Annotated in this window: 9 protein-coding genes and 1 tRNA gene; 4 read left to right on the forward strand and 6 right to left on the reverse strand. The window is 65.6% G+C overall.

All coding sequences use genetic code 11. The features are described 5' to 3' along the window. Positions 1-41 precede the first annotated feature (41 nt). The 4 genes from AUL33_RS10180 to AUL33_RS10195 are packed head-to-tail and all read right to left on the reverse strand — an operon-like array spanning position 42 to position 3,657. A complete protein-coding gene (locus AUL33_RS10180; RefSeq protein WP_062207205.1) occupies positions 42-1,040 on the reverse strand; it encodes a DctP family TRAP transporter solute-binding subunit in 999 nt (332 codons plus the stop codon). A 28-nt stretch (positions 1,041-1,068) separates the two neighbouring features. After that, on the reverse strand, positions 1,069-1,974 hold the full coding sequence (locus AUL33_RS10185) for an NAD(P)-dependent oxidoreductase (protein WP_062207207.1): 906 nt from the start codon (positions 1,972-1,974) through the stop codon (positions 1,069-1,071). Beyond that, complete coding sequence (locus tag AUL33_RS10190; RefSeq protein WP_062207209.1) at positions 1,967-2,296, reverse strand: putative quinol monooxygenase; 330 nt, start codon at positions 2,294-2,296, stop codon at positions 1,967-1,969. Before AUL33_RS10190 ends, AUL33_RS10185 begins: the two co-directional genes overlap by 8 nt. After that, positions 2,293-3,657 (reverse strand): NAD(P)H-dependent oxidoreductase, encoded by a 1,365-nt coding sequence (locus tag AUL33_RS10195; RefSeq protein WP_062207211.1) that lies wholly within the window; start codon positions 3,655-3,657, stop codon positions 2,293-2,295. Before AUL33_RS10195 ends, AUL33_RS10190 begins: the two co-directional genes overlap by 4 nt. 625 nt (positions 3,658-4,282) lie before the next feature. Here AUL33_RS10195 and AUL33_RS10200 point away from each other — a divergent pair. From AUL33_RS10200 to AUL33_RS10215, 3 genes are all read left to right on the forward strand, one after another. Beyond that, positions 4,283-5,179, forward strand: a complete 897-nt coding sequence (locus AUL33_RS10200) for a LysR substrate-binding domain-containing protein (RefSeq protein ID WP_062207213.1) — start codon at positions 4,283-4,285, stop codon at positions 5,177-5,179. Positions 5,180-5,680: 501 nt separating this feature from the next. Continuing rightward, complete coding sequence (locus AUL33_RS10210; RefSeq protein ID WP_062207217.1) at positions 5,681-6,883, forward strand: YcaO-like family protein; 1,203 nt, start codon at positions 5,681-5,683, stop codon at positions 6,881-6,883. Next, positions 6,880-7,593 (forward strand): TfuA-like protein, encoded by a 714-nt coding sequence (locus AUL33_RS10215; protein WP_082652496.1) that lies wholly within the window; start codon positions 6,880-6,882, stop codon positions 7,591-7,593. Before AUL33_RS10210 ends, AUL33_RS10215 begins: the two co-directional genes overlap by 4 nt. A 136-nt stretch (positions 7,594-7,729) precedes the next feature. Here AUL33_RS10215 and AUL33_RS10220 read toward each other — a convergent pair whose 3' ends face one another. Further along, positions 7,730-7,963, reverse strand: coding sequence for a hypothetical protein (locus AUL33_RS10220; RefSeq protein WP_062207219.1), 234 nt, complete (start codon positions 7,961-7,963; stop codon positions 7,730-7,732). Positions 7,964-8,343: 380 nt separating this feature from the next. Then, positions 8,344-8,433 (reverse strand) — tRNA-Ser (locus tag AUL33_RS10225). A 431-nt stretch (positions 8,434-8,864) separates the two neighbouring features. Here AUL33_RS10225 and AUL33_RS10230 point away from each other — a divergent pair. After that, positions 8,865-9,153, forward strand: a 289-nt coding sequence (locus tag AUL33_RS10230; RefSeq protein ID WP_156419353.1) for a hypothetical protein, incomplete at its 3' end; no start/stop codon positions are given.

The raw sequence follows: 9,153 nt of genomic DNA on the forward strand, positions 1-9,153 counted from the left end.
AAGGCGCTACGCACGCCCGTCCGGTCCGATCATCACGGCGGTCAGTTCTTGCCGACGAAGGCCAGCGTGGCGTCGAAGAACGCCTGGTCCTTCACGAGGCCCGCGAAGTCCCCGTAGAGGGTCCGCGCCACGCCGACGAAGGCGTCGCGCTCGGTGGGCTGCAGTTCGGTGATCTCCATGCCGTTGCTCTTCAACGTGTCCAGCGACTTGGCGATGTCGGCCGCATCGTTCTCGGCCTTCCAAGTCTCCGTCTCGACCGCCGCCTCCCGGATCGCCGTCTTGTGCGCCTCGCTTAAGGCCTCGAAGCGGGCGGGGTTGAAGCCGAGCACCCAGGCATCGGCGATGTGGTTGCTCATGGTGAGGTATTTCTGGACCTCGTAGAGCCGCGCGCTGACAGGCACGTTGACCGGATTCTCCTGGCCGTCGACGACGCCGAGCTGCAGGGCGTTGTAGACCTCGGCGAAGGCCATCGGTGTCGGCGCCGCGCCCATCGCGCCGAAGAACTTCACCCAGAGCGGGTTGTTGGGCACGCGCAGCTTCAGGCCCTTGATGTCGGCGGGCGCGCGGATGACCCGCTTCGAGTTGGTGATCTGCCGGAAGGGCCGGGACCACAGGTCGACCGCCTCGATGCCGATGCCGGAGAGCTCGGTGCGCAACATGTCTCCCTGCGCGCCGGCAAGATAGGCACGAAGCTGGTCGACGTCGTTGAAGAGATAGGGGATCGCGATGGCCGAGAACTTCGGCTCGAAGGTCGCATAGAGCGAGGTCGAGAGCACGAGCGCATCGAGCGAGCCGCCCGCAAGCTGCTTGACCGCCGCCGACGGATCGCCGCCGTAGAGCGTGCCGTTCGCGAAGACCTTCATCGTCAGGTCGCCGTTGGTCTTCTTGGAGACGAGGTCGGCGAAGTGGTTGGCGGCGATCGTAATCTCGGAAATGTCCGAGTCCGGCGTCGATAGCGTGAGCGTTTCGGCCTTGAGCATCGTCGACGAGCAGAGAAGCATCGCGGCAGCGGCGAATGCGCTGAGAAGCTTGTGGATCATGGCGGTTCCTCCCGGTTGGTCTTCTGTCTCAGATGCGCGACGCCGTCTCTCCCAAGCCGTTCGCGCGTTTGATTTCCTTGATGAGGGCGCTGTGGTCGAGGTCGCCCCCGCCCTTGTCCACCATCGAGCGGAAAAGTGCATCGACCGTCCGCGCCAGCGGCAGGTCGAGCGTGTAGGCACGGGCGACGTCGAGCGCGGCCCCCGTGTCCTTGATCTGGTACTTGGCGGGGCCGCCGGGACGAAAGTCTCCCGTGACCATGCGCAGTCCGTGCTGGCGAAGTACGGTGGAATCGGCAAAGCCGCCGAGGAGCGCCTCGCGGACGCGGGCGGGATCGGCTCCGCCGCTCTCGGCCAAAACGAGCGCCTCCGCCACGGCGCCGATCGTCGTGGCGACGATCAACTGGTTGGCGAGCTTGGTCAGCGATCCCGCGCCGACCGGCCCGACATGCGTCGGCCGGCCGAGCGCTGCGAAGACGCCCGACAGCTGCGAGACGGTATCGTCCAGCCCGCCCGCCATGATGGCGAGCGTCCCGTCACGGGCGCCGGCTTCCCCGCCCGATACCGGAGCATCGACGTATCGAAGACCGAGCGCCTCGGCCTGGCAAGCCTGATCCCGAGCCATGTCCGGTGCGATCGAACTCATGACGAGGAGGATCGCGCCCGGCTTCATCGCCTTCGCGGCGCCATCGTCCCCGAAGAGAACGTCGTCGCAGACCGGGCCGGAGCTCAGCATGCAGACGAGGACATCGGCGTTCAAGGCCGCGTCCTTCGGAGTGCCGGCGCGGCGGACGCCGAACCGGCCGAGCGCGTCCGCCTTGTCCTGGCTCCTGTTCCAGGCGGTGACCTCGAAACCGCCGTCTGCGAGGCGGCGGGCCATGGGCCCGCCCATGATCCCGGTGCCGACGAAGCCGATCCGGCGGACGGTCTCACCCATGGGGATGATGCCTTGCCGCGAAGCGGACCGGGCGCTCGTCCACGACGAGCGCGGGGAAGGCAGCCTGGAACCGCTTCAGGTGCGGCGCGTCGAGATGCCGGTCGAAGGCCGCGCGATCGTCGTAGACCTCGTAGAAGACGACCGCATTCGCCTCGCCCTCCACCGCCACGACGTCGAACTGGCGGCAGCCGGGCTCGTCGGCGATGGAATGCCGGGCGTCGTCCGAGGCCGCGTCGAGAAAGGCCGCCATCGAGTCCGCCTTCACGTGGAATTCGGTAATGACGACGAAGGCGCCGGGGAAGGTTGTGCTCGCCTCGCTCATTCGGCCGCCGCCGAAACCTGCGCCGGGCGATCGCTCTCCTCCATCTCCTTGCGCAGGGCGACGACGTCGAGGTCGGCGGTGAGGTCGACGTCGTCGAAGCTGACGATCTGGTCCTTCTCGATCGGGCGCTTCAGCTTGACGTGATGCGCGAGGCCGATCGGCAGGGCCTTCAGCGACAGGCTGCGCGTTGCCGGAATGGCGTTCGCCCAGACCGCGTAGCCGCCCTCTCCATCCAGCATCTCGCCGGGCTTCATCGCCTTCTTGGCGGTCGCCACCGCGTCGCCGCGGAACTCCTTCGAAGAGCCCGTCGCCTCGCCGCGCAGGACGGCGGACAGCACGCTGATCGAGGTCTCCAGACCGATGATGTGGAACGGGCGCCACATGGAGCCGTACCAGCCGGAGGGATCGGTCAGGAGGCCATACTGCTTGAAGCAGGCACGGGAATACTCGTTGTGCGCCTTGATCGTCACGAAGACGCCGTAGCGGATGTTGTTGAAGACTTCGCGCCCGTCCGGCTCCTGGCTGGCGGCGATGTCGACGAGACCGGAGCGGGCCATGCGGCCGCCGTCCGCCACCGGGCGGAATACGCGGGCGAGATCATGCAGGCCGGACGGCGGGAAGGCCAGCCCGTCGTCGGGGCAGTCGAGCCCGGTACCGTTGGCGACAGCCGCCATCTCGATCGCGGCCTTGGTGCCGTCGGTGAAGGAGTTGTACATCTTCGGGTTGAAGTCGCCGGCCGCGACCTCCTCGTCGGTCCAGCCGAAGAAGCCCCAGACCGTGTCGGGGGTCGAGTAGCGGTAGCGCGGCTCGAAGTTCATGCCCTTGCCGGCGGCCGTCACTTCGAAGCCGGTGGCGCGCGCCCAGTCGACGAGTTCGCAAATCAGCGCCGGCTGGTCGCCATAGGCCATGGAGTAGACGACGCCCTTCTGGCGCGCCTTCTCGGCGAGGATCGGTCCGCACATGACGTCGGCCTCGACGTTCACCATGACGACGTGCTTGCCGGCCTCGATCGCGGCCAGCGCATGGCGCGTGCCGGCGATGGGGTGGCCCGTCGCCTCGATGACGCAGTCGATCTCGTCGCAGGCCAGCATGGCCGCGACGTCGTCGGTGACGAAAGTCGTGCCCTCGCGAACCGCTTCGCCGGCGCTCTTCGCGGCATAGCGTTCCGCCGGCCAGCCGACACGCTCGAGTGAGGTGCGTGCCTTCGAGACGTCGAGATCGGCGACGGCGACCATGTGATAGCCGGCGATGCGCTGGGCCTGGCTGAGAACCATCGAGCCGAACTTGCCGGCGCCGATGAGGCCGACGCGGACAGGGCGGCCCTCGGCGGCGCGGGCGGCGAGCAGGGAGTAGAGATTCATGACGGTCCTCGAAGCATGGGAACGGGTCATCCGGTCCGCGCTGGACGCGATCCGGGCCGGGTTCGAACAAGCCTTCGCACCACGCGCCGGCTGCGGCAGGGTTCGAAGAGTGGAAGGGTTTGGCGCAAGCGCGCTGCTCCGGCGCCGTGCGAACGGCGACAAACGGCAGCAATCTGGTTTCCTCCGCCGGCTCTTGCGCCGGTCTTGATGGCCGAGACTTGGTGTCGGCCTTGGCAGCGAACCTATGACGCGGCGACCGCTTAGCGCAATTTAGAGTTTTTTCGGATTCGTTTAGCGCAGCTACATATTCGCGACGCTTCAATCGCGCCGATATGCGGGACCAGAACCTTGGAGTCGTTGGATACTCCACCCGGCAGGGCTGTCGAAGCCGTGGCCTAACCCTGGCAGACGTTCGCGCTTGGCGAGCGATAGGACGGCATTCCAACCTTGGCGACTCCGCCGGCCGCCGTGCAAAGCAGATGGGCTCCGTTCGGCCGAAGCCGGGCACGCCCGTCGTTAGAAAAGCGTCGGATGTGTTGCGCGGTCTGTTGGTCTGCCTAAAGGTTCAGGTTGGCGCCCACGTGGCGCCATCACCCCGTTCCCTTCTCCGATTCCCGAGCAGGCCATGCAGCTTCCCGTCAGAGCGATCTGGGTGTTCCATACCGTGGCGAAGGCCGGCAGCGTCTCGCGGGCCGCCGAGGAACTCGGGGTCACGCCATCGGCCGTGAGCCAGCAGATCCAGGCGCTGGAGGTACAACTGGGCCTCTCGCTGATGCACAAGACCGGTCGCCGTGTCGCGCTGACGGAAGCCGGGGAGCGGTACTTCGCGACGATCAGCGACGAGATCGGGCGGATCGGCGAGGCGACGTCGGCCATTCGCGGCTATCGGTCCGTCACCTCGCTGACCGTGCGCGCCACCCCGACGCTCTCGAACAAATGGCTGCTGCCCCGACTGCAGACGTTTCTCGACCTCCATCCCGACATCGAGATCCGGATCGACGGGACGAACGAGCCGACGGACTTCAACCGCGAAATCGTCGATGTCGAGATCCGGCACGGCGACGGACGGTGGCCCGGCCTGTTCGTGGAGGGCATGGGCGAGGAGACCTTCGTGCCGGCTTGCGCGCCCCAACTGGCGGCGGCCGGCAGCCTGATGCCCGAGGATCTGACGCGCCACCGGCTCATCCACTCCGTCAAGTCGCAGGCCCAATGGGGTCGTTGGTTCTCCGAGGTCGGCGTCCTTCCGGCCGAGCGCTGGCGTCGCCTGTTCTTCGATCGCAGCCACATGGCCATCGACGCCGCCTGCGGCGGCATGGGCATCGCCCTGGAAAGCATGACGATGATGGAACGCGAGTTCGCGTCCGGCACCCTCGTCTGCCCCGTGGCGGAGCCGCCCCGGATCGCGATCGTGACGCAATGGATCGTCTGTCCGCGTGACCACCTGCGCCACAAGAAGGTTCAGACGTTCCTTGAATGGCTTCGAAGCCATCGCGATTCATCGGGCACGCTGCTCCCTCGATAAGTTCCTGCCCCACGGGTGCAGAAGGGGGACCGGCCTTCGGGAAGCGATCGTCGGCCGAGGTCGGCGCAACCCAGGATGTCGGCCTCAAGCTTGGCAGTCCTTGTCGCGACCCGTTGCCAAGTCTCCTTCCCGATGCTGTGTTGTCTTAGGGACACCGAGACCTTGCTGGCCGCCATGCAGGAGCGATTCCCCTGTATGGTCGGCGAAATGGAGACATGATTTGGGGTCGGTTCTCCTCACCGTTGAAAGGGATCAGGCCGAACCCCGGCTCGTGGTCGCCGCTACGATCATGCTTCGTCCGCTTTCGGACGGGGTTGGCAGACCCTCCGACATCGAATTTCGAGACCCAGTGCAGAACATTCGGGTTGGCGGGCTCGACATCTCGGGGAACATCGACGTCGTGATCGCGGTGCCCGCCCTAGACGCTTGGACCAGCCGTGAATTCTGCGTCTCTCTTGTCGGCAGGAGCGCGCCGACGAACCGCGCATTGTCGGCAAACGCTTGATCGCGATTGGCCATCCTTCCCATTTCGGCCGCACCTGCGACCCCGCCGAAACCGTCCGACGTCTCCAACCGCATTGGCGAGAACTCGGGATCACGCGACTTGCGAGGCAGACCGGTCTCGATCGCATCGGCATTCCGGTCTGGGCCGCCATGCGCCCCAATTCGCGATCCCTGGCCGTCAATCAGGGGAAGGGGATCGACGACGATGCAGCCCGCGCCTCCGCGATCATGGAGGCCGCGGAATATGCCATCGCGGAGCGACCGGACGCACCGATCCACCTCGCGACGAAGGCCGATCTCATCGCCCGCGGCAATCGTGTCTTCGAGCCCCATCGCCAGATGGCGAACGGGGCATCGATTCCCGATGACCGCGAACTGCAATGGCTTCGAGGGCGCCAGTTCATCGGAGGCGGACCGGTTTGGGTGCCTCTCGAGGCGGCCCGGCTGGATCACACGACGCAGGTCTTCGGCGGTCTGGTGCGCTCGTCGAACGGATTGGCGTCCGGCAACAACGACGACGAAGCCGTCCTGCACGGGGTCTGCGAACTCATCGAGCGGGACGCCACGACCTTCCTCAGCTTGCGCTCGCCCCGCCATATCCTTGGCTCGCGGCTCGATCCGTCATCGTTCGAGAGCCACACAATCCATCAGCTGTGCGGGCATCTCGCCGATGCGGACGTTCAACTCGACCTCTTCGACCTGACCACGGAGATCGGTGTTCCCGTGATTCATGCGGTGGTTCGAGACACCCGGGTTGCACCCCACCGACAGTTCGACCTTGCGGCGGGATCGGGCTGCCATCCCTTCGCGCCTCATGCGGCCGTGCGGGCGATCACCGAAGCCGTCCAAACTCGCGTCACCAACATTTCGGGCGCGAGGGACGACTTCGATCCCCGGGATTATCATGAGCCTCTTCGAAAAACCCTCGACGTCTATCTCGACGCATCGCGGTCGCCGGCGGCCACGATGGCCCCGGCGTCGATCGTCGGCGCGTCCGCAACTCCAACGGAGACGATCGAGGCCATCTCGATGCGGCTACGCCGGACCGGCATCGTCGACCTGCCGATCGTATTCCTGGGAGGCGCAAGGCAGGACATCTCGGTCATCAAGGCGTTCGCACCGATGCTGGAGGACCGGCCGACGAACCGGTTCTGGAGACCAGGGCCGCGAGCCGCCAACGCCATGATGCGCCTGTGGTGAAGATCCTCTTTGCGGGCCCGAGCCTCCACGGCTGCGATCTCGCGGGAACGGGCATCCGCGTTCGACCGCCCGCCCGGCAGGGAGATCTGCAATCGGCCGTTCTGGATGGCGCAAACGTCATTGGCCTCGTCGACGGCGTGTTCGAGACGGTGGCCGCCGTCTGGCACAAGGAAATCCTCTTCGCCCTCTCGCAAGGCGTCGTCGTTCTGGGCGCGGCGTCCATGGGCGCGTTGCGCGCCGCTGAATGCAAGCCATTCGGGATGATGCCGATCGGCGAGATCGCGGAGCGCTACGCTCGCGGCCTTCTCGACGATGATGCCGCCGTCGCGCAGTTGCATGCTCCCGCAGAACTCGGGTTTCTGCCGCTGACGCAGGCGCTGGTCGACTGCGAAGCTGCCATCGAGGCACTGTCGTCGTCGGGCCGACTTCAGAGGGATGAAGCGTCCGCGCTTTTGGCGTCGGCCAGGTCATTGTTTTTCAAGTTGCGAACCTGGCGTGCCGTCATCCGACAGGCGGGCTACAGCGGGGCGAAAGCTGCAGAATTGCGCGCGATCCTCGAACAGGGCGGGCCAGGCTTGAAGCGCCGCGATGCCTTGAGCCTGGTGAACGTCATGACAGGTCTGCCCGACAGGCGGTCCGACGTGAAGCCCGAATGGTCCCTCTCCAGAACGCCTGCTTGGATCAAGACGCTAGAAACCAGGGAACTCTAGCGACTTCATTCAATCGGAACGGCTGTCAGATCTTGTGGCGCGATTAAGACTTGCACCGACCAGTACGACAAACTTCAACGCCGCCTGATGCGGCGTTGAAGTCGATCTCGGATCCTATGGTGCGGACTGCCAGACCTCAACTGAACTGGCGGCTGACGGGGCCCTCGGACTCGTTGACGACCACGGCGACATCGATATCCCTGATCACGGTGTACCCGTTCCCTCGCAGCGTGGGGATCGCACTCAGGCTGGCCGACCCTTCGTTGTCAGCGCTTTCGTCGGCGACGAAGGGTTCAACCGTCTTGTTCTCAGTATCGACGATCCAAAGCCGCTCCTGATCGCTCTTCTGACCGATGATAAAGATCGCCATCCTTGACCCTCCTGCCTCACCGAAATCCGGCTCCGCTTCGTGCATTGGCACCCGAGGCAACAAGGAATGTAGACCGCAACGCAATCGCTGCAAGCCGATTTGGAATGCAAAAATCGGGTTGAACTCTTAACGTGCGAGGGACGAACGACGCCGCTTCGCGATGACAACCGATCATGGCCATACACGCGGGGGTCAAAGTAAATGCGTCCGTGCCGTTTCATCTACGCAGAATGAAGGGCCACGCCTCCGTAGTTCTCAAGATCGATAAATTGACACAATATCGAACAAAGGACAGGGAGTTCGATTTCTCCGAGCTTAGTATCGTAGGGAAGGCAGGCACGATCAGCGGATCGTCGGGAGTATTACAGCTTAGAGCTAAATGGCGGAGGGAGCGGGATTCGAACCCGCGATACGGTTTCCCGTATACACACTTTCCAGGCGTGCGCCTTCAACCACTCGGCCACCCCTCCATGCCGTCGCGTCGCGGGGTTCAAGAACCCGAGCCTTCGCGCCGAGGTGCGCCCCGGACCGGTCGGCGCCTTCTATCGTCGGAACGGCTCGCGTGGCAAGCGCCTAAATGCGACGGCGGGTGATTTCCCGGGGCGCTGTAGCGGCCTTGCGTGCCGGAGTCCGGTTGGGACGCTGCGCACGGTGCGGGCCGGGCAAAGCGCATACCGTTCTCGTCAGGGCGGACGCCGCTCTGAACGGCGGTGTCCCAATGCCTGGCCGCGTTGAAGACGGACGGCGGGTTTGCCATATGATGAGCCGGTGATCGACTGTGGGAGGATGGTCGGGCGACCAATGCTTTTACGCGGAAGTTTGATTGAGCGGTGAACGGTCGGCGACGAGCGGGATGGATTGGAGGCCACTTCGGGGCGGCGTCTGGCGGAAGGGATAGCGTATGCGATGGATCGCGGGACTGTTGAGGCTGCTCGGCTGCATCGTGCTGGCTGCGACGACGGTTCTGGCCGTCGGCGATGTCGCGCGCTCGCTCGCCTCGGACCGCATGCGGCTGATGACGATCGGCGAGGCGGTGACCGTCGCGGGGTTCGGGCCGTCGCCGGAGGCTGCTGCGGCCCCCGCGGCTTCGGAGGCCGGGGTCTTCGCCGCCGATGGACGCCGCGCCGATCCGCTCGCCGTCGTGGCCCTCCAGCCCGCTTCCGTGGTGCTGGGGCTCGGCGGGGCCATGC

The organism is Aureimonas sp. AU12 (assembly GCF_001463705.1).
In the GTDB taxonomy this organism is placed as follows: Bacteria; Pseudomonadota; Alphaproteobacteria; order Rhizobiales; family Rhizobiaceae; genus Aureimonas.

Bases quoted from the DNA above. Each gene is read 5' to 3' on its own strand.
- AUL33_RS10180 (WP_062207205.1), bottom strand. From the start codon at position 1,040: ATGATCCACAAGCTTCTCAGCGCATTCGCCGCTGCCGCGATGCTTCTC.
- AUL33_RS10185 (WP_062207207.1), bottom strand. From the start codon at position 1,974: ATGGGTGAGACCGTCCGCCGGATCGGCTTCGTCGGCACCGGGATCATG.
- AUL33_RS10190 (WP_062207209.1), bottom strand. From the start codon at position 2,296: ATGAGCGAGGCGAGCACAACCTTCCCCGGCGCCTTCGTCGTCATTACC.
- AUL33_RS10195 (WP_062207211.1), bottom strand. From the start codon at position 3,657: ATGAATCTCTACTCCCTGCTCGCCGCCCGCGCCGCCGAGGGCCGCCCT.
- AUL33_RS10200 (WP_062207213.1), top strand. From the start codon at position 4,283: ATGCAGCTTCCCGTCAGAGCGATCTGGGTGTTCCATACCGTGGCGAAG.
- AUL33_RS10220 (WP_062207219.1), bottom strand. From the start codon at position 7,963: ATGGCGATCTTTATCATCGGTCAGAAGAGCGATCAGGAGCGGCTTTGG.